Origin of the sequence: Enterobacter sp. Cy-643, from assembly GCF_011752815.1 — a bacterium.
GTDB lineage: Bacteria > Pseudomonadota > Gammaproteobacteria > Enterobacterales > Enterobacteriaceae > Cedecea.
This window is the reverse complement of sequence record NZ_VWWV01000006.1, coordinates 139,010-157,014: the sequence shown is the minus strand read 5'-3', so window position 1 is coordinate 157,014 and position 18,005 is coordinate 139,010. Positions and strand designations below refer to the sequence as shown.

Genomic DNA, 18,005 nt, shown 5'->3' with positions numbered 1-18,005 from the left:
AATCAGGAAATAACGGGAGAATTTTATGAAACAGAAAAGTCATCTTGAAACTCAGCTGGTCGTCGCCGGGCGTGAAAAACGCTACACCCAGGGGGCGGTAAATGCGGTCATCCAGCGTGCGTCCTCGCTGGTATTTGACAGCGTGACAGCCAAAAAATTTGCCACTGCAAACCGGGCAAACGGCGAGCTGTTCTATGGCCGCAGAGGCACGCTGACGCATTTTTCCTTCCAGAAGGCGATGACGGAGTTAGAAGGCGGCGCCGGGTGCTCGCTTTATCCGTGCGGCGCGGCGGCGGTCACCAATGCGATTCTGGCTTTTGTCAGCGGCGGAGATCATATCCTGATGACCGGCGCGGCCTACGAGCCAACTCAGGATTTCTGCAACAAGATCCTGAGCAAATTCAACGTCACAACAACGTATTACGATCCGCTGATTGGCGCCGGGATCGCTGAACTTATCCAGCCCAATACCCGCGTCGTTTTCCTTGAATCTCCGGGCTCAATTACCATGGAGGTTCAGGACGTGCCCGGTATGATCAAGGCGATTCGCGCCGTTAACCCTGAAATTGTTGTCATGCTGGACAACACGTGGGCCGCCGGAGTGCTGTTCCGGGCGCTGGATTATGGCGTGGATATCTCGATTCAGGCCGGGACCAAATACACCATCGGCCATTCGGACGGCATGCTGGGGACGGCGGTTGCCAACGCGCGCTGCTGGGATCGCCTGCGTGAAAACTCGTACCTGATGGGCCAGACGCTGGATGCCGATACGGCATATATGGCCGCTCGTGGCCTGCGCACGCTGGGAGTCAGGTTGAAGCAGCATGAGGAAAGCAGCCTCGCGATTGCCCGCTGGCTGTCGGCTCATCCGCTGGTGGAACGAGTTAACCATCCCGCGCTGGCTGAATGTCCGGGGCATGCGTTCTTCGAACGCGACTTTTCCGGCAGCTCCGGCCTGTTCTCCTTTGTGCTAAAACAGCGCCTGACGGACGAGCAGCTTGCGGGTTACCTGGATAATTTTACGCTGTTCCATATGGCGTATTCCTGGGGCGGGTTTGAGTCACTGATCCTGGCCAACCAGCCGGAAGAGCTGAACGACATTCGTCCGGCAGGTAAGGTGGATTTCAGCGGCACGCTGGTGCGAGTCCATATTGGCCTGGAAAACGTTGAAGAACTGATTGCCGACCTGGAAGCCGGTTTTACCCGCATCGCCTGATTCCCTCTTTTGCCGCCCATAAGGGCGGCTTTCTCGCCTGAGTTATTCTGCTATTCCCTTTGTCGTGGAATAAAATATTCGTGATTATGTTCACGCACATGGAATAAAATATTCCATACTATGCACAACAGAACACACATAACGGATGTCCCGATGAAAATTAACTTAACCAAACTGGTCACCGAAGGCCGCAATCCGGCCAGCGCGGAAATCGACACGCTGCCAACCTTAGAGATGCTTAAAGTTATCAATAACGAAGACAAGCAGGTGCCGCTGGCGGTGGAGGCCACGCTGCCACAGGTCGCTCAGGTTGTCGATAAAGTAGTCGCTGCTTTCGCTCAGGGCGGCAGGCTGATTTATAGCGGCGCGGGAACGTCCGGTCGTCTGGGCATTCTGGATGCAAGTGAGTGCCCGCCAACATTCGGCACGCCGCGTGAGCAGGTCGTCGGGCTGATTGCCGGCGGGCATCCTGCCATTCTGCAGGCGGTAGAAAACGCCGAAGACAACCGGCAAATGGGCGAGCAGGATCTGCGTAACCTGAACTTCAGCGCGCGTGATGTGCTGGTGGGGATTGCCGCCAGCGGGCGTACGCCTTACGTGCTGGGCGCGATGGCCTATGCAAAAAGCGTGGGGGCCACCGTGGCCGCGATCTCCTGTAACCCGGGCAGCGAAATGAGCCTGGCGGCGGATATCGCCATTGAACCGGTCGTCGGCCCGGAAATCGTTACCGGCTCTTCGCGCATGAAAGCCGGGACCGCGCAAAAGCTGATCCTGAATATGATCACCACCGGGTCGATGATCCGCAGCGGCAAAGTCTACGGCAACCTGATGGTGGATGTGGAAGCGACCAATGCCAAGCTGATCCAGCGCCAGGTCAATATCGTGGTGGCGGCGACCGAATGCAGTCCGGAGCAGGCCGAAGCCGCGCTGAGCGCCTGTCACCGCCACTGTAAAACGGCGATCTTCATGCTGCTGAGCGGCCTGTCAGCCGAAGAGGCAAGCGATCTGCTGGCCAAAAAACAAGGCTTTATACGTGAAGCATTGCGGGGGTTAAACGGGTAGCTATGGCGAAAATCACCGGTTCGATGATAGAAGACATCCTGCGCCTGACGGGCGGCAGAGGCAATATTCTTGTCTGCGGCAACTGCATGACGCGCCTCAGGCTGACGCTCAAAAACAGAGACCTCGTTCAGCACGACGACCTGAAGAAAATTCCCGGCGTGATGGGCGTGGTCAACGGCGACGACCAGCTGCAAATTATTCTCGGCCCCGGCAAAGCGCAAACCGCCAGCGAGCTGATGAATTCGATGCTCAGGCAGGAGGGCTTAAGCGAGCCGGAGAGTGACGAAAGCGCGGATTTAGCCGTGCTCGCCAGCCAGAATAAACAGCAGATGAAGGCGAAGCAGAACAGCGCTGTGCATAACTTCCTCACTAAATTTGCCACCATTTTCACGCCGCTGATCCCGGGCTTTATCGCCGCCGGGCTGCTGCTCGGGATTGCCACGCTGCTTCAGCAAACGCTGGTGGTAGAAGGCACAACTCCTGCGGCCTGGCTGACCCAGCTTATTGCCTATATGAAGGTGTTCAGCATCGGGCTGTTTACCTTCCTGAGTATTCTGATTGGCTTCAACACCCAGAAAGCTTTCGGCGGCACCGGCGTAAACGGGGCGATCATCGCCTCGCTGTTTATTCTGCGCTACGTGCCGGAAGGGAAAGTGGGCTATTACGCCGGGATGGATACCTTCTTTGGGCTGGCTATTGACCCGCGCGGCAACATCATTGGCGTACTGCTGGCCTGTATGCTCGGGGCGTGGATCGAACGTCAGGTTCGGCGGATGATCCCGGACAATCTGGATATGATCCTTACCTCGACAATTACCTTATTGATCGCCGGGGCGATTACCTTCGTGGCGATCATGCCCATCGGCGGCGAGCTGTTCAAAGGCATGTCCTGGCTGTTTATGCACCTGAACGGTAACCCGTTCGGCACGGCGATTCTGGCCGGACTGTTCCTGATCGCCGTGGTGTTTGGTATCCACCAGGGATTTGTCCCGGTCTACTTCGCGCTGATGGATGCTCAGGGCTTTAACTCGCTGTTCCCGATTCTGGCGATGGCCGGTGCGGGGCAGGTTGGGGCGGCGCTGGCCCTGTTTGCCCGTTCGCCGAAAGGTTCGGTCCTGCGTACGCAAATCAAAGGCGCGATTATTCCTGGCCTGCTGGGTATTGGCGAGCCGCTGATTTACGGCGTGACGCTGCCGCGCCTGAAGCCGTTTATCACCGCCTGTATCGGCGGTGGGATCGGCGGGTTCTTTATCGGGCTGGTGGCCTGGATGGGGCTGCCCGTCGGGCTGAATACGGTGTTTGGGCCGTCGGGTTTGGTGTCGATTCCGTTGATGACTTCCCACCAGGGGATCTTCGCCGGAATGGCGGTTTACGTTGCCGGGATTGTTATTGCCTATGTGGCCGGGTTTATCATGACCTGGTGCTTCGGCAGTAAAAACGTTGATTTGACTTAAGTTAATATGACTCTTGCCCGCCCGCCCTCTGCGGGCGGCGTTATTCCCACCCGGTGGCTAATCTTTCCCGCTTTTTTTCTAAGGACGGAAAAGCATTAGCGATAATTTTTTATTCTTTTATGGAATCGTTGCCGTTGGAAATACTGCTTTCTCCCCCGAGACAGGAGCAGAATCATGGCAGCAAAACGACACTCACTCTGGCTGGTTGCACTGGCCCTTATTGCGGTTCAGGCCCACGCGGTGGACGTCACCGTGGCGTACCAAACCTCCGCCGAACCCGCCAAAGTTGCGCAAGCGGATGACGCGTTTGCCAAAGACAGCGGGGCGAAAGTGGAATGGCGTAAGTTCGACAGCGGCGCGAGCGTGGTGCGGGCGCTGGCCTCGGGCGATGTGCAAATCGGCAATATTGGCTCCAGCCCGCTGGCCGTTGCTGCCAGCCAGAACGTGCCGATAGAAGTTTTCCTGCTGGCCTCCCAGCTGGGTAACTCCGAAGCGCTGGTGGTCAAAAAAGGCATCAAATCACCGCAGGACTTGATCGGCAAACGCATCGCCGTGCCGTTTATTTCCACTACCCATTACAGCCTGCTGGCATCCCTCAAACATTGGGGCATCAAGCCGGACCAGGTGCAAATCCTTAATCTTCAGCCTCCGGCAATCATCGCCGCCTGGCAGCGCGGGGATATCGACGCCGCCTACGTTTGGGCTCCGGCGGTGAACGAGCTGGAAAAAGACGGCAATGTGCTCACGGATTCGGCGCAGGTGGGCCAGTGGGGCTCCCCAACGCTCGACGTCTGGGTCGTGCGTAAAGACTTTGCTGAAAAACACCCTGAGGTGGTCACCGCTTTCGCCCGCAGCGCCGTTGCGGCTCAGAAAGGCTACCTCGACAACCCGGACGGCTGGCTTCAAAAGCCGGATAACCTGAGCAAGCTTTCGCGCCTGAGCGGCGTGCCGGAAAGCGATGTGCCGGGGCTGGTGAAGGGCAATACCTACCTGACGGCAAAGCAGCAGGTTGAACAGCTTAGCGGCCCGGTGAATAAAGCTATCGTGGACACCGCGCACTTCCTGAAAGAGCAGGGCAAAGTGCCGGCGGTCGCCACCGATTATAGCCAGTTTGTGACCGACCGCTTCGTGAAGCCGCTGGCGCAGTAAACAGGAGACACGGCGATGCTACAGGTTTCACATCTCAGCGCGGAGTACGGCGGCAAGCCGGTACTCGATGACATTAATCTGACGGTGGACGAGGGCGAGCTGCTGGTGGTGCTCGGGCCTTCCGGCTGCGGTAAAACTACGCTGCTTAACCTGATCGCCGGTTTCGTTCCTTATTGCTCCGGCAGCATTACGCTGCAGGGAAAAACAGTTGCAGGTCCCGGCGCCGAGCGTGGGGTTGTTTTTCAGAACGAAGGGCTGCTGCCCTGGCGCTCGGTGCTGCATAACGTGGCCTTCGGGCTGCAGCTTGCCGGGCAGGCTAAGCCCGAGCGGGAAGAGACAGCGCTCGACATGCTGCGCAAGGTTGGGCTGGAAGATAAGGCGAAAAACGCTATCTGGCAGCTTTCGGGCGGGCAGCGGCAGCGGGTGGGCATTGCCCGGGCGCTGGCGACGAAGCCGCAGCTTTTGCTGCTGGACGAACCCTTCGGCGCGCTGGATGCCTTTACCCGCGAGCAGATGCAGACCCTGTTGCTGAAACTGTGGCACGAAAGTCGCCGCCAGGTGCTGCTGATCACCCACGATATTGAAGAAGCCGTCTTTCTGGCGACGGAACTTGTCTTGCTGTCACCTGGCCCGGGCCGCGTACTGGAACGGCTCCCGCTTGATTTTGGCCGCCGCTTTGCCGCCGGAGAGCCTTGCCGCAGCATCAAGTCTGACCCGGAATTTATCGCCAAACGTGAATATGTGCTGAGCCGAGTGTTCGAGCAGCGGGAGGGGTTCTTATGAGCGTAGTGATTCAGGACAAACCCGTGCGTCGCAGATTAGCCTGGCGCTGGCCGCTTTCGCGTCAGCTCACCCTGAGCGCAACCACGCTGATCGTATTGGTACTGCTTTGGTGGTGGGTGGCGGCGCAGCACTGGATAAGCCCGCTGTTTTTGCCGCCGCCGGGGCAGGTGCTGGCGAAGCTTATCACTATCGCCGGGCCGCAGGGCTTTATGGACGCCACGCTGTGGCAGCATCTGGCCGCGAGCCTGGGGCGCATTCTTACCGCGCTTGCCGCTGCGGTGCTGATAGGCATCCCGGTGGGCATTGCAATGGGGCTGAATCCCACCGTGCGCGGCATTCTTGATCCGTTGATCGAGCTTTACCGCCCGGTGCCACCGCTGGCCTATTTACCGCTGATGGTAATTTGGTTCGGTATCGGCGAGACATCTAAAATCCTGCTGATTTATCTCGCGATTTTTGCGCCGGTGGCCATGTCCACCATGGCGGGCGTGCGCAGCGCGAAGCAGGTACGCATTCGTGCCGCTCAGGCACTCGGCGCGTCTCGCTGGCAGGTTATCTGGCATGTGATTTTGCCGGGCGCGCTACCGGAAATTCTGACCGGATTTCGCATTGGGCTGGGCGTGGGCTGGTCCACGCTGGTGGCCGCAGAGCTGATCGCCGCCACGCGCGGGCTGGGCTTTATGGTGCAGTCCGCAGGTGAGTTTCTGGCGACCGACGTGGTGCTGGCGGGGATCGGCGTCATTGCCGTCATCGCATTTTGTTTAGAACTGGGGCTGCGGGCGCTACAGCGCCGCCTGACCCCGTGGCATGGAGAAGGGCAATGAGTGAAAAAGTGAACATTAAGCCATTGGGGCCGTACATCGGGGCGCAGATTGACGGCGTGGATTTAACGCGCGCCCTGAGCGACAACCAGTTCGAGCAGATTTACCACGCGCTGATCCGCCATCAGGTACTGTTCTTCCGCGAACAGGAAATCACGCCTGAACAGCAGCGTGCGCTCGCTCTGCGCTTCGGCGACCTGCATATTCACCCGATTTACCCCCATGCCGAAGGCGTGGAAGAAATTATCGTGCTGGATACCCACAACGATAATCCGCCGGATAACGACAACTGGCACACCGACGTGACCTTTATTGAAACGCCGCCAGCCGGGGCGATTCTGGCGGCGAAGCAGCTGCCGGAAACCGGGGGTGATACGCTGTGGACCAGCGGGATTGCCGCTTACGAGGCGCTGTCGGAACCGTTTAAAAAGCTGTTGTCCGGGCTGGAGGCCGAGCACGATTTCCGTAAATCGTTCCAGGAGTACAAGTACGCTCATAATGAAGTGGAACACCAGCGCTGGCGCGAAGCCGTGGCGAAGAACCCGCCGCTGCGCCATCCGGTGATTCGTACTCATCCGGTTAGCGGTAGGCAGGCGCTGTTCGTCAACGAAGGCTTTACCACGCGCATTGTTAACCTGACGGAGAAAGAGAGCGAGACGCTGCTGGGTTTCCTGTTTGCCCACATCACTAAACCGGAGTTCCAGGTGCGCTGGCGCTGGCAGCAAAACGATATTGCCATCTGGGACAACCGCGTCACGCAGCATTACGCCAACGCCGATTATCTCCCGGCCCGCCGCATCATGCATCGCGCGACAATCCTCGGGGATAAGCCTTTCTGGCGCGGCTGACAGAAAAAAGCGCCCAATGATGGGCGCTTTTTATACCTGTTTTTAGGCCCGAACCTTCACCGTTACCAGCACCGCTGTCAGCAGCATCAGGCTGCCGGACAAGATAAGCGGGGCCAGCAGGCCGAGGTTATCCAGCGCGAGGCCGCCTATCGCCGCTCCGCAGGTGTTGGCCAGCTGGATCACGGCCACCTGAATCGACCCGGCTTTTTCCGCCTGATCCGCCAGCGAGCGGGTGATCCACGTTGACCAGCCGACCGGTACGAGGGCAAAGGCCAGCCCCCAGACAATGGCAATTACTGACGCCACGGCTTTGTTCGCCCCCCAAAGCACCAGTACCGCCGCGCTGATAGCGAGAATTAAGGGCGCGCAGGCCAGGGCCAGCTTGAGCGACCGTTTCAGGATCGGGGCAGAAAGGGAGGTGCCAACGAAGCTGGCGATACCGAAGCTCAGCAGCACCAGCGTCAGGCCGTCCACGTCAAAGCCCGCCAGGGTCATATAAACCGGGCGGATATAGGTAAAGAACGAGAATTGCCCGGCGAACGCCATAAAAATAGCCAGCATACCCGCCAGCACGCCCGGGCGTTTGAGCAGGCCAAACATGTTTTGCTTCTGGTGCGCCGCTTCGCCCGGCAGAGAAGGCAGCGCTTTCCAGACCCAGATAATACAGGCGACACCCATCAGGGCGGCGGCGTTAAAGACGTTGCGCCAGCCGATAATCCCGCCGAGGAAGCTGCCCAGCGGGGCGGCAATCACTAAGGCTATCGAGACGGCGCCGAAGATAACGGACAGCGCCTTAGGTACCGTGCGCGCGGGAACGAGGCGCATGGTCAGCGAGGCCGACATGGCCCAGAAGCCGCCCAGCGCCAGCCCGAGGCAGGCGCGACCAAGCAGCAGCAGAGAGAAGTTCCCCGCGAATGAGACCAGCAGGCAGGAGGCCGTGAGCAGGATGGCAAAAAGCAGCACCACGCGGCGGCGATCGGTCGATCCTATCAGGTTGGTGATAAACAGGCTGGCAAACATCGCCACAAAGGCGGTGACAGTGACCGACTGCCCAGCAAGGCCTTCGGAGATATTCAGTTCCTGCGCCATCGGCGTCAGCAGGCTAACCGGCAAAAATTCAACGGTAATCAGGCAGGCCACGCAAAACGCGATGGCAAAGACTGCCGACCAGTTGGGGCGGGTTACCGAGGTTGCCGGAATGGCGTGGGGGGCGGTTTCATTCATCCTGAAGTCCTGGGTCAAAGTTTGGGGCAAGCCTTCCAGTGTATCACCGCTTGCGCAACGTCTTTAACCTTTTGGCAACTTCACTCAGTATTGCGCGGCGGGCGTTCAAGAGCCCTTTATCTGAATCAAACAAAAAATAAACAAATTTAACAAAAAAAGAACAATTTTCTGGGGCTAAGAGAATAATATAACCCCCTAAATTAACTAGGCTTTTATCTCTTTAGAATCATTTTCCCGAAAGGTTTACCTGGTCATTTCTTAGGCGTTATTAAGACTACGCTTATGCAACATAAAGAATTGGTATCTATTACTTAAATAAAATTTAGCTTAATTTAGCCATACTTCGTAGCCCATCGCGAATATATAAAAATTTCATCTTGAATTATTAAGGATAACTTTATACGGCGCATTAAATAATGTGCTGGGGAAACGTTTGTCTTTAATTCTAATGAAACCACTGAGCATTCTAAGGAATTCCCACAGGATGTGGGGAATGCGTTATGCGGTCATTTAAGACCGATGATGATTCAAACGGAGTCATGAAGGATGCATAACTCCGATGTGCGTTTTATATATGAAGGAATACCCATGAAATTAAGCAAAATCGCCTCTTCTCTGATCGCAACCGTTGCTCTGGTCAGCAGCGCCGCTAACGCAGCAGATCCTGTTACCGTTAATGGCGGAACCGTACACTTCCAGGGCGAACTGGTTAACGCCGCTTGTGCGGTAAGCACTCAGTCCGACGGCCAGATCGTTAAACTGGGCCAGTACCGTACCGCTGCTTTCACCAAAGTGGGCGATACTTCTTCCCAGATCCCATTCAACATCGTCCTGACCGATTGCGATAGCACCGTGGCGGCTACCGCTTCTGTCGCTTTCACCGGCCAGACTGATGCGACCGACCCAACGCTGCTGGCGGTGAACTCCGGCGGAAACGCAACCACCGCGAAAGGCGTAGGTATCGAGATCCTGGATCGTACCTCTAAGACCCTGTCTCCGAACGGTTCTACCTTCTCTACCGCTCAGACTCTGAACGACGGTGAGAACACCATTCCGTTCACCGCTCGCTATAAAGCAACCGCTGCCACCGCGACTGCCGGTGCTGCGAACGCGGACGCAACTTTCGTTATGAAATACGAATAATCAGCCACGGCTGAGAGCACAGGGATGATTCAGCCTCACGGATGAGGCTTGTCCGACGCGAGTCCAGAGAGGACGATGATGATAAGGAAAATCCTGCTACTGGCTATGCTGGCTGCGGTGAATCCCGTTCAGGCAAAGCGCATTGTGGTTATCCACGGTGGGGAAGTACATATGCAGGGTGAGCTGGTCAACGGCGCCTGCGCCGTCGCGCCTGAAAGCCAGGAAATGACTGTGCAAATGGGCCAGTACCCGAGCAACGTATTTAAAGATGTTGGCAGCTACGCGCCGCCCAGCATCCCTTTTACCCTTCGGCTGACGGACTGTCGCCCGGAGGTTTATGACCATGTGGGCATCGCGTTTCAGGGATCTACTCCGGCGGAAGATCCTCTGGTCTTTTTGGCCACGTCCAGCGTAAGTGGCAATGACGCCAGCAGCGGCATTGGCCTCGCATTATTCGATCAACAGCAGCAGCTGATTATTCCCAATAGTGAACCGGCGTCTTATTCGGAAATAACCACGCAGGAAATGAGTTTTCATTTTACTGCCCGTTATCGCGCGGTTTCTAAGCATATGTCGCCCGGAAATATTCGCTCTGACGTCTGGTTCACGCTGGTTTATCCCTGAACCTCTGCTTTTCCATTCTGGCTATTTTGATGGTACCTGTCGTGATGAACAAATTATATAAAGCCGTTTCGGCACTGATGCTCTCTTTAATGATGATGACGTTTAATGCGCAGGCTGCGGGCGGTATTGCCCTGGGCGCTACGCGCGTTATTTATCCGGCCGACGCGAAACAAACTTCGCTGGCCATCACCAACAGCGATCCGAAAGAGCGCTTCCTGGTGAACTCCTGGATCGAGAACGATCTCGGCCAGAAAGAGAAAAGTTTTGTGGTTACGCCGCCGCTGTTTGTCAGTGAGCCAAAAAGCGAAAACACGCTGCGTATTATCTATGCCGGGCCGGCATTACCGACGGATCGCGAGTCTATTTTCTGGATGAACGTGAAGGCCATTCCTTCCGTGGATAAAAACAGCGTTGAGGGTAAAAACGTCCTTCAGCTCGCCGTGCTTTCCCGCATCAAGCTGTTCGTGCGCCCTAAAAATCTGCAGATGCAGCCGGAAGACGCGCTGAAAGAGATCCGCTTCGCGCGCAACGGCCAGTACCTGAAGATCAGCAACCCTTCACCTTACTACGTTTCGCTGGTCAACCTGAAAATGGGCAGTGAAAAACTGCCTAACACCATGGTGGCGCCAAAAAATAGCGTACAGGTTGCCGTTCCATCCGGCGTTCAGGGGGCAGTGAGCTTCCAGACCGTGAACGACTACGGCGCGGTGACTAAAGCACAAGCGGGTGTCATGCAGTAACGCCAGGCGGGCAAAGGGAAGCAGGTAAATCATGAAGAGATCAGTCTCGCGTAAAGTGTTTACGCTAGCGCCGCTGGCGGCGACCATTGTGGCCTCATTTTGGCCCGCGTTCGCTGCCGCTGAGAGCTATTTCAACCCGGCATTTTTGTCGGACGATACCGCGGCGGTGGCGGATCTGTCTCGCTTCGAAAAAGGCAGCAGCCAGCCGCCGGGCGTTTATCGCGTGGATATCTGGCGCAACGATGAATTTGTTGCCACCGAAGACGTGCATTTTACGGCGACGGAATCGAAAGTCCCTGCTTCTGAAGCCGTGAAGTCCGGCGGGCTGACGGCCTGCCTCGACGTCGACTGGCTCAAGCGGCTCGGGCTGAATATGCTGGCGTATCCTGAGCTGGCGAAATATAAGTCCGGGGAGTGCGTCCCCGTGACAACGGCCGTGCCAGGCGCTGAAATGAGCTATGACTTTTCGCGTCTGCGACTGGATATTAGCCTGCCTCAGGCCTCTTTAATCAACAGCGCCCGCGGTTACATTCCCCCGGATCAGTGGGATGAAGGGATCCCTGCGGCGCTGCTGAACTACACCTTCACCGGCAACCGCGGCACTTACAACGACAGCTACTATCTGAACCTGCAAAGCGGCCTGAATCTGGGCCCGTGGCGCCTGCGCAATAACGGGGCCTGGAACTACACCAGCGGCGATGGCCACCACCAGAACCAGTGGCAGAATATCAGCACGACGCTGCAGCGCACGATTATTCCGCTCAAGGGCGAGCTGGTCATGGGCGACAGCAACACCGGCAGCGATGTGTTCGACAGCCTCGGATTTCGCGGGGCGCGCCTGTATTCTTCCGACAGCATGTACCCGGACAGCCTGCAGGGCTACGCGCCAACCGTGCGCGGGATTGCCCGCACCAACGCCAAGATTGTTGTCCGTCAGAACGGCTACGTGATTTATCAGAGCTATGTCTCTCCGGGCGCGTTTGCCATCAGCGACCTTAACCCGACGTCTTCAAGCGGTGACTTAGAGGTAACGGTAGAGGAGAAAGACGGCTCTGTGCAGAAGTACACCGTGCCTTATTCCACCGTGCCGATGCTGCAGCGTGAAGGCCGGTTTAAATATGACGTGGTGATGGGGGATTTCCGCAGCGGGAATAACCAGCAGGATAAGCCGTTCTTTACTCAGGGCACGCTGATTGCCGGTCTGCCGAACGGCTACACCGCCTATGGCGGGACGCAGCTGGCAGAACGCTACACCGCCGTTGCCTTAGGTGCCGGGAAAAACCTCGGCGACTGGGGGGCGATTTCGCTCGATCTTACCCATGCGCGCAGCAAGCTGGCGGATGACAGCGATCATCAGGGGCAGTCGCTGCGCTTTCTGTATGCTAAATCCCTGAGCGGCTACGGGACCAACTTCCAGCTGCTGGGCTATCGCTACTCTACGCGCGGTTTTTACACCCTGGATGATGTGGCCTACCGGAATATGGAAGGCTACCAGTACGAGTGGCAAAACAATGACAGCAACCGGCAGGAGCTGGTGGCGACCAGCTATCACAACCTGCGCTACAACAAAAAGGGCCGATTTCAGGTCAATATCTCCCAGTCTCTGGGGGATTACGGCTCGGTCTATGTTTCCGGTAGCCAGCAAACTTACTGGGGAACCGATCAGGACAACACCTGGTATCAGCTGGGCTATTCCAGCGGCTGGCGCGGGATCAGCTACTCGCTCTCCTGGTCGTGGAGTAAGTCGCTCGGCCTGGCAGACACCAACCGGATTGTCGCCTTCAACCTTTCGATTCCGTTTAGCACGCTGCTTGGGCACGGTTATTCGCGCGATACGGCGCTGGATCGTGCCTACGCCACGCTGGCCACAAGCCGCAGTTCTGACGGTAAAAACAGCTGGCAATCCGGGGTCGGCGGCACGCTGCTGGAAGGTCGCAACCTGAACTACAGCGTGAGTCAGGGACATACCAGCAATAACGGCTATTCCGGCAGCGCCACTGCCAACTGGCAGGCCACGTACGGCACGCTTGGTCTGGGCTACAACTATGACCGCAACCAGCATGACTTCAACTGGCAGGCTTCCGGCGGCGTGGTCGGCCATGCGGACGGGGTGACCTTCAGCCAGCCGCTGGGCGACACCAACGTGTTGATTAAAGCGCCGGGCGCTTCCGGCGTCAGCATTGAAAACCAGACCGGGGTGAAAACCGACTGGCGTGGCTATGCCGTTATGCCGTATGCCACGGTTTACCGCTACAACCGCGTAGCGCTCGACACCAACACAATGGACAACCACACCGACATTGAAAATAACGTCAGCAGCGTAGTGCCGACGGAGGGTGCCCTGGTCCGCGCCACCTTCGATGCCCGAATTGGCGTACGCGCCATCCTCACCGTTAAACGCGGCGACCGCCCGGTGCCGTTTGGTTCCGTGGTGCGGGAAGAGCAAAGCGGTGTGACCAGCATGGCCGGTGACGACGGGCAGATTTACCTCAGCGGCCTGCCGCTGAAAGGCAAATTGCTGATCCAGTGGGGCGACGGGAAGGGTTCCCAGTGTCGCGCCAGCTACTCCCTGCCGGAAGAGAGCCTGAAGCAGGCTGTCGTCATGGCAACCGCCACCTGTTCATAGCGTGCGGAGAGATTCAGGAAGATGAAAATGAAACTGAAAAATTTGATGGCCGGGTCGCTGCTGCTGGCGTTTGCTGCCCCAGCGCTGGCGACGGTTTGTGAAAACGAGCTTAAGGTCCCAACCGATATTTCGTACGACCTGTCTGACAAATTTAATAGCAGTAACAACAACGTCGGGCAGATCGTGACTCTGAGTGAAAAAACAGGGCTGATTGGGGTGAATGCCATCTGTCCTAAAGGAACGTCGGGGAATACCACCAAGCGTAGCTATGTTACCGATTTACCCATTCAGGAAGTGGTGGGGAGTTATAAGTATCTGAAGATAAATGACTACCTTAATGGCGCCATGAAAATAAACGACAGCTATGCGGGCGATTTTTATCCGCCGGTGAGCTACATGCAAATGGGGTCGCACCCTAACGTATCGAAGAACAAACCTTTTGGGGTCACGGATTCGAAGCTGGTGTTTCGCCTTAAAGTCACCCGCCGTTTTATTAACATGGTGCCGATTCCACGCCAGACGATGTTCCGGGTCTACGTAACGACCACCTCTGCGGACCCGTTAGATACGGTCGTTTACACCATCAGCTACAGCGGCAAAGTTGAAGTCCCGCAGACCTGCGAAATCAACGCCGGGCAGGTGGTGGAGTTTGATTTTGGCAGCATCGGGGCATCGTTATTCAGCCAGGCCGGGGCCGGTAACCGCCCGCAAAGCGTGACGCCGCAAAGTAAAACGGTGGGCATCAAATGTACCAACATAGATGCCCAGGCTTACCTCACGCTGCGCCTTGAGGCGGAGAAAAGCAGCGGCAATATGATGATATCCGATAACAGCGATCTGGGCTTTATCGTAGCGAACGCCAGCGGGACACCGCTGACGCCAAACAATCTTGGCAGCAAGATTAATTTCCAGCTTGATGATGCCGCTGCGGCTCGGGTGGGAATTCGCGCCTGGCCGGTAAGCGTCACGGGCGTAAAGCCGAAGGAAGGGCCATTTACCGCTCGCGGCTATCTGCGCGTTGATTTCGATTAAGGGGACCTGATGAACAAGTTTATCCTGAGCGCGCTGGCGCTGGTCCCGATACTCTGCGTGCCCCCAGTGAAAGCGGCCTCGCCGCTGGGGGAAATCAACGTTGAGCTGCATGGAACAATCGTGGATTACACCTGTGTCGTGGAGACGGGCGGGGACAATAAGACGGTGAAGCTTGGCTCGTGGCCGACCAAACAGCTGCGCACCGCCGGGAGCACAACTCAGGCAATGCCGTTTAACCTGAAGCTTACCGGGTGTCCTCCGAGCGGCACCGCATCAATCACCTTTAATGGCAAGAGTACCGGACCGGGACTGCTGGCGCTAAACGCTGCCAGTACGGCGAAAAATGTGGCCATTGAGCTACTGAATGAGGATAAGTCCCGATTGTTGTTGAATGATGCCAGTAAAACGATGCCGGTTGATGCCAACGGCGATGTGACGCTCAAGTTTTGGGCAAACTATATTGCCACGGCGGACAACGCGGATGCCGGGCTGGCCAATGCGGATGCGACGTTTCTGATTAACTACAATTAAAACATCTTTAATGGTTCCAGAAAATAACCGGGAGGAGTCTTCCCGGTATTTCCGCTTCCGGTGCGTAATGGTCCTTTATAGCAGTTCATGCACCTTGGCATAGTCAATCAGCTCGACAATGGAAGTGAGTCCGAGTTTAGAGAATATATTAGCTTTATGTGCGCTAATGGTCTTGTTACTCAGTAATAGCTGTTCGGCAATCTCTTTATTTGACAGGCCGTTTGCCAAATAACGCAAGACTGTGATTTCGCGGTTGGATAACGGCATATCGTCCATCGTTCCCCGGCGTGATTTATGGCTGCTGATAAAATGCAGCGTTTCCGAAGGGAAAAAGGAGTAGCCAGAAAGCAACATTTCAACCGCGTTAAATATATCTTCCTGTTCCTTACGTTTGCTCACAAATCCGTTGGCGCCGGCCTGAATCGCGCGCCCTGCGTAAAACGACTCTGATTTCGAAGACAGGAAAAGGATTTTGGTTTTTTCCTGTAATCCTTTGATTCTCTTGAGTAATGTAAAGCCATCCGTGTTGGGGAGCTCAACGTCAAGAATCACCAGATCGACTGGATTCGCGCGCATATAGTCGATAACTTCCCGACCATCATCTGTTTTTAAAACAACATTAATATCTTTATTTTTCTGGAGGAGAACTTCTATCGACATTCTGACAATAGGATGCTCGTCCATAATGATTACGGATGCCGGTTTCATTTTTTTTTGCCTCGATTGTTTGATAAAAACATCGCTTTGACACAGCGTCAATGGCAGCGAAAGTGATAAACAGTGAGTTGGCGGTTGCCGGTCTTTATGCGGGAACCTCCTTGTTTTTTTAAACGCTCTTCCTTTTTAAATTCGTTATTGTCGGCGGGAGAATGACTGCCTAAATAACTTCACATGTAATCCTTATAAATGTCATGGCAAATATAAATATGTGATGAGGTGATTATACAGCGCAGTTTTTGTGGGAAAAGTCTGATGTTCCTGGAATAAGTCTAAGTCAATACGAAATGCTGTGTAGTTAATTGACCTTTTTCTAAATTGAATTAACGAACCTAATTTTTTAGTTAAGGTGGGTTAAAAGACTTTTTATTGGAGAAAAAATGACATTTAGTTCTAAATGTTGTTATTTTGTTTTGGATCAAAAAGTGCTGAATGGCGTCATAGCGGAATAATTGCTTCCAGGAATAGTTGTAATTGTTAATTTTTTGTTTGTTTTTAACTCAATTTGAACATTGAAATTAAGTAAATTCTTAAAATATCTTATGCCTCAGTAGGTTAGTTCGATAGCCAATGTGCGCTATTTGCAACAGAAATTTCATGTAGAAGGTGCAGCAATTTACTGCGGTTATCGAGCGCCAGTCGGGTCAGCAAAACGTTGAAGCGATAAACGACGTAATGATAGGGTTTCTCAAGTAAAAGGGCGATTGATTTCAATGACTCTCCGCGGCTCAGCGCCAGTAAAATCGCCCACTCTCTGAGGGAAAAAACCTGCGTGTCGCAACTCGCCGCCAAATCTGGGTCGCCGGGGCTTAAAGCCTGTTTCAGTTTGTCCGGGGGCAGACGACGCTCGACAATCTTGCAGCCAACGGCCTGCTGAATAAATCGTGTGATTTCGGGCTTTCGCTGCGCGCTAAGTAGCATGATTTGGTGTTGCGGCGTGGTGATAACTTGTTGGCGAATGGCCTTCAAAACGTCAAGTGTGGGGATCTCCAGGCTGTCGAGGTCGACGATCAGCCGCGGTACGGGAGAGTGCACCTGATGCGCAATAACGTCATCCAGACAAGAGAGCACGGGAATGTTAAGGCGATGGAAAAGCGTGCCGGTGATTGCGCTGCTGAGGAAATTGTCGGCAGAAACGAGGATGGCGTCGGGCTTCTTTGGTTTTTGCCCCCCAATCAATTGCTGTTGAATATATTCGAGTCGATCAAAAAAAAGTGGCGCGGAGGAGTTGGCGGGGTTTAGAAGATAATCAGTCCGGGTACGACGGTGTTTATTTCGCCTCATAGCTGCGCACATAAGCCTGCTCACAATGACAAGGTATCAGAGAGCAGCCAGCGTTTATGCGGCCATAAATAGCCTTGCCCGAGTCTGGCGCCAGACTGGCGAGCGAGCTCGAGATGATGTGTGTCTTCGATACCTTCAATGATAATGTGAGGTGAAATGTCCGCGCACCGTGCGACCAGGCGTTGAAGTGCCCTGGGATTTTTACCGAGCGTCCAGAATGCTTGCTTATCAATTTTTACTCCGCCGACATCAATGGCGTAGCGGTGGAAGCTTTCAATACAGCCCTCGGTAAGGTCATCCAGCCATACCGATATCCTTTGTTGCTGTAACAGCTTAATTCGCTCCCGCAGGCAAAGCTGATGCCGCCTGGAGCACGTATCAAAAAGTGGAGCATCCTGTATCTCAATTGTTATCCATGATTCACAAACATCAAGCAGCCGGGCGAATAGCCGCTCGTCAATCAGCGCCATAAGGGGAAGGTTAAGAAAGAAGCTACCGGATGCCTGTCGGGACTTCAGCAGGTTGGCCTGACGGCAAAAAAGCGCCACGCTGTCGGCAGCCGACAGGTTCGCAAAAAAAACCTCGGAATCGCGTGATGGCGCGGCGAGCTGGCTGAGTACTTCGTGGCTAATAATGTGTCCGCTAAATAAATTAACAATCGGTTCCAGACGGAAACCGGAAATATGCTGGTCAACAGATAATAAATTGTTATCTCTAGAAATATTTATCATTATTTTGTCGCTAATTGTGA

Annotated in this window: 17 protein-coding genes; 13 read left to right on the top strand and 4 right to left on the bottom strand. The window is 55.2% G+C overall.

Going from position 1 to position 18,005, the window contains the following annotated elements:
• The first annotated feature begins 25 nt into the window (after positions 1 to 25).
• From metC to tauD, 7 genes are all read left to right on the top strand, one after another.
• Entirely contained in the window at positions 26 to 1,216 is a 1,191-nt protein-coding gene (gene metC / locus F3J29_RS19530) for a cystathionine beta-lyase (RefSeq protein WP_166868596.1), read from the top strand.
• Between the two features lie 153 nt (positions 1,217 to 1,369).
• Positions 1,370 to 2,278 (top strand): N-acetylmuramic acid 6-phosphate etherase, encoded by a 909-nt coding sequence (gene murQ, locus F3J29_RS19525; protein WP_166868594.1) that lies wholly within the window; start codon positions 1,370 to 1,372, stop codon positions 2,276 to 2,278.
• 2 nt (positions 2,279 to 2,280) lie between these two features.
• The gene (gene murP / locus F3J29_RS19520; protein WP_166868593.1) at positions 2,281 to 3,732 is read left to right on the top strand and encodes a PTS N-acetylmuramic acid transporter subunit IIBC; all 1,452 of its coding nucleotides are present in this window, start codon (positions 2,281 to 2,283) and stop codon (positions 3,730 to 3,732) included.
• Positions 3,733 to 3,906: 174 nt separating this feature from the next.
• Positions 3,907 to 4,881: a taurine ABC transporter substrate-binding protein gene (gene tauA, locus F3J29_RS19515; RefSeq protein ID WP_166868591.1), complete on the top strand. Its 975-nt coding sequence runs from the start codon at positions 3,907 to 3,909 to the stop codon at positions 4,879 to 4,881.
• A 15-nt stretch (positions 4,882 to 4,896) separates the two neighbouring features.
• Entirely contained in the window at positions 4,897 to 5,664 is a 768-nt protein-coding gene (tauB, locus tag F3J29_RS19510; protein WP_166868589.1) for a taurine ABC transporter ATP-binding subunit, read from the top strand.
• The gene (gene tauC / locus F3J29_RS19505; RefSeq protein ID WP_166868587.1) at positions 5,661 to 6,488 is read left to right on the top strand and encodes a taurine ABC transporter permease TauC; all 828 of its coding nucleotides are present in this window, start codon (positions 5,661 to 5,663) and stop codon (positions 6,486 to 6,488) included. The genes tauB and tauC overlap by 4 nt, the downstream gene beginning before the upstream one ends.
• Positions 6,485 to 7,333, top strand: a complete 849-nt coding sequence (gene tauD, locus F3J29_RS19500; RefSeq protein ID WP_166868585.1) for a taurine dioxygenase — start codon at positions 6,485 to 6,487, stop codon at positions 7,331 to 7,333. The genes tauC and tauD overlap by 4 nt, the downstream gene beginning before the upstream one ends.
• Before the next feature lie 42 nt (positions 7,334 to 7,375).
• Here tauD and nepI read toward each other — a convergent pair whose 3' ends face one another.
• Positions 7,376 to 8,557: a purine ribonucleoside efflux pump NepI gene (gene nepI / locus F3J29_RS19495; protein WP_166868582.1), complete on the bottom strand. Its 1,182-nt coding sequence runs from the start codon at positions 8,555 to 8,557 to the stop codon at positions 7,376 to 7,378.
• A 588-nt stretch (positions 8,558 to 9,145) separates the two neighbouring features.
• Here nepI and fimA point away from each other — a divergent pair.
• The 6 genes from fimA to sfmF all read left to right on the top strand — a co-directional run bounded on the left by fimA (position 9,146) and on the right by sfmF (position 15,253).
• On the top strand, positions 9,146 to 9,700 hold the full coding sequence (fimA, locus tag F3J29_RS19490; RefSeq protein WP_039298013.1) for a type 1 fimbrial major subunit FimA: 555 nt from the start codon (positions 9,146 to 9,148) through the stop codon (positions 9,698 to 9,700).
• A gap of 78 nt (positions 9,701 to 9,778) precedes the next feature.
• Positions 9,779 to 10,324, top strand: a complete 546-nt coding sequence (gene fimI, locus F3J29_RS19485) for a type 1 fimbrial protein subunit FimI (protein ID WP_008460884.1) — start codon at positions 9,779 to 9,781, stop codon at positions 10,322 to 10,324.
• Between the two features lie 44 nt (positions 10,325 to 10,368).
• A complete protein-coding gene (gene fimC, locus F3J29_RS19480; protein ID WP_166868650.1) occupies positions 10,369 to 11,064 on the top strand; it encodes a type 1 fimbria chaperone FimC in 696 nt (231 codons plus the stop codon).
• Positions 11,065 to 11,095: 31 nt separating this feature from the next.
• On the top strand, positions 11,096 to 13,690 hold the full coding sequence (locus F3J29_RS19475; protein ID WP_166868581.1) for a fimbrial biogenesis usher protein: 2,595 nt from the start codon (positions 11,096 to 11,098) through the stop codon (positions 13,688 to 13,690).
• 27 nt (positions 13,691 to 13,717) lie between these two features.
• Positions 13,718 to 14,722 (top strand): type 1 fimbria D-mannose specific adhesin FimH, encoded by a 1,005-nt coding sequence (fimH, locus tag F3J29_RS19470; protein ID WP_008460890.1) that lies wholly within the window; start codon positions 13,718 to 13,720, stop codon positions 14,720 to 14,722.
• A gap of 9 nt (positions 14,723 to 14,731) precedes the next feature.
• On the top strand, positions 14,732 to 15,253 hold the full coding sequence (gene sfmF, locus F3J29_RS19465; RefSeq protein WP_166868580.1) for a fimbria assembly protein: 522 nt from the start codon (positions 14,732 to 14,734) through the stop codon (positions 15,251 to 15,253).
• Positions 15,254 to 15,328: 75 nt separating this feature from the next.
• Here sfmF and fimZ read toward each other — a convergent pair whose 3' ends face one another.
• The 3 genes from fimZ to F3J29_RS19450 form a co-directional block, all read right to left on the bottom strand.
• Entirely contained in the window at positions 15,329 to 15,961 is a 633-nt protein-coding gene (fimZ, locus tag F3J29_RS19460; RefSeq protein ID WP_008460895.1) for a fimbria biosynthesis transcriptional regulator FimZ, read from the bottom strand.
• A gap of 564 nt (positions 15,962 to 16,525) precedes the next feature.
• Positions 16,526 to 17,254: a DNA-binding response regulator gene (locus tag F3J29_RS19455; protein ID WP_286175449.1), complete on the bottom strand. Its 729-nt coding sequence runs from the start codon at positions 17,252 to 17,254 to the stop codon at positions 16,526 to 16,528.
• A 20-nt stretch (positions 17,255 to 17,274) separates the two neighbouring features.
• Positions 17,275 to 17,985, bottom strand: a complete 711-nt coding sequence (locus F3J29_RS19450) for an EAL domain-containing protein (RefSeq protein WP_166868578.1) — start codon at positions 17,983 to 17,985, stop codon at positions 17,275 to 17,277.
• Positions 17,986 to 18,005 lie beyond the last annotated feature (20 nt).

Excerpts from the sequence above, each read along its gene's own strand:
- fimZ (WP_008460895.1), bottom strand. The coding sequence starts at position 15,961 with ATGAAACCGGCATCCGTAATCATTATGGACGAGCATCCTATTGTCAGA.
- F3J29_RS19475 (WP_166868581.1), top strand. The coding sequence starts at position 11,096 with ATGAAGAGATCAGTCTCGCGTAAAGTGTTTACGCTAGCGCCGCTGGCG.
- tauB (WP_166868589.1), top strand. The coding sequence starts at position 4,897 with ATGCTACAGGTTTCACATCTCAGCGCGGAGTACGGCGGCAAGCCGGTA.
- F3J29_RS19450 (WP_166868578.1), bottom strand. The coding sequence starts at position 17,985 with ATGATAAATATTTCTAGAGATAACAATTTATTATCTGTTGACCAGCAT.
- fimI (WP_008460884.1), top strand. The coding sequence starts at position 9,779 with ATGATAAGGAAAATCCTGCTACTGGCTATGCTGGCTGCGGTGAATCCC.
- metC (WP_166868596.1), top strand. The coding sequence starts at position 26 with ATGAAACAGAAAAGTCATCTTGAAACTCAGCTGGTCGTCGCCGGGCGT.
- tauC (WP_166868587.1), top strand. The coding sequence starts at position 5,661 with ATGAGCGTAGTGATTCAGGACAAACCCGTGCGTCGCAGATTAGCCTGG.
- sfmF (WP_166868580.1), top strand. The coding sequence starts at position 14,732 with ATGAACAAGTTTATCCTGAGCGCGCTGGCGCTGGTCCCGATACTCTGC.
- tauA (WP_166868591.1), top strand. The coding sequence starts at position 3,907 with ATGGCAGCAAAACGACACTCACTCTGGCTGGTTGCACTGGCCCTTATT.
- fimC (WP_166868650.1), top strand. The coding sequence starts at position 10,369 with ATGAACAAATTATATAAAGCCGTTTCGGCACTGATGCTCTCTTTAATG.
- murQ (WP_166868594.1), top strand. The coding sequence starts at position 1,370 with ATGAAAATTAACTTAACCAAACTGGTCACCGAAGGCCGCAATCCGGCC.
- fimA (WP_039298013.1), top strand. The coding sequence starts at position 9,146 with ATGAAATTAAGCAAAATCGCCTCTTCTCTGATCGCAACCGTTGCTCTG.
- tauD (WP_166868585.1), top strand. The coding sequence starts at position 6,485 with ATGAGTGAAAAAGTGAACATTAAGCCATTGGGGCCGTACATCGGGGCG.
- murP (WP_166868593.1), top strand. The coding sequence starts at position 2,281 with ATGGCGAAAATCACCGGTTCGATGATAGAAGACATCCTGCGCCTGACG.
- fimH (WP_008460890.1), top strand. The coding sequence starts at position 13,718 with ATGAAACTGAAAAATTTGATGGCCGGGTCGCTGCTGCTGGCGTTTGCT.
- nepI (WP_166868582.1), bottom strand. The coding sequence starts at position 8,557 with ATGAATGAAACCGCCCCCCACGCCATTCCGGCAACCTCGGTAACCCGC.
- F3J29_RS19455 (WP_286175449.1), bottom strand. The coding sequence starts at position 17,254 with ATGAGGCGAAATAAACACCGTCGTACCCGGACTGATTATCTTCTAAAC.